The sequence below is a fragment of the Limnobacter parvus genome, from assembly GCF_024623725.1.
Classification (GTDB): domain Bacteria; phylum Pseudomonadota; class Gammaproteobacteria; order Burkholderiales; family Burkholderiaceae_B; genus Limnobacter; species Limnobacter parvus.
This window is the reverse complement of the sequence record NZ_JANKHG010000021.1, coordinates 1-763: the sequence shown is the minus strand read 5'-3', so window position 1 is coordinate 763 and position 763 is coordinate 1. Positions and strand designations below refer to the sequence as shown.

The following is a 763-nucleotide window of genomic DNA, read 5'->3' as shown; positions in this document are numbered from 1 at the left end:
AAATTGCTTGGAGAATTAAAATGCTAGGAATCAACACCAACGTAGCCTCACTGACCGCCCAGAAAAACCTTTCAGGTTCTGGCATGGGTTTGAACAACTCAATTGCACGCTTGTCCTCTGGTCTTCGCGTTAACAGCGCCAAAGACGACGCAGCAGGCCTGGCCATCGCCGAACGCATGCAAGCCCAGATCAAGGGCTTTGATGTAGCCGGTCGCAACGCCAACGACGGTATTTCACTGTTGCAGGTTGCCGACGGCGCCATGGGCAAGATCAGCGACAACCTGCAGCGTATGCGTGAACTCGCAGTACAAGCCAAAAACGGCACTCTGAACGACACCGACCGTGTGAACCTGAACCGTGAATACACGGAACTGGGCAACGAGGTGAACCGCATCGTGACCGGCAGCACCTTTAACGGCAACAACATGTTTGATGCCGCCAACAAAACACTGAGCTTTCAGGTCGGTACAGGCAACGCGGTGACTGACACCCTGGCCTTGAACCTGACAGACGATGGCCTGGCCACCGGCAACGATTTGACCACCATCATGACCGATGGCGCTGCCAGCATTCAGGCCAACCTGAATGCGGTTGACACGGTGGCCAACGCCACTGCAGCGATTGACACGCTGGACGCTTCGATTGACGCCATCACCGGCATTCGTGCTGTGGTGGGTGCAGGCCAAAGCCGGCTGGAACAGGTGGCTGCCTTTGCCGACACCTCCAGCACCAACTTGCAAGCCGCACGAGGCCGAATCATGGA

Annotated in this window: 1 protein-coding gene; it reads left to right on the top strand. The window is 56.5% G+C overall.

Annotation, left to right across the window (positions count from 1 at the left end):
- Nucleotides 1–20: 20 nt before the first annotated feature.
- Nucleotides 21–763: flagellin N-terminal helical domain-containing protein (locus NSP04_RS12575; protein WP_257512713.1), on the top strand; the 743-nt coding region annotated here is incomplete at its 3' end.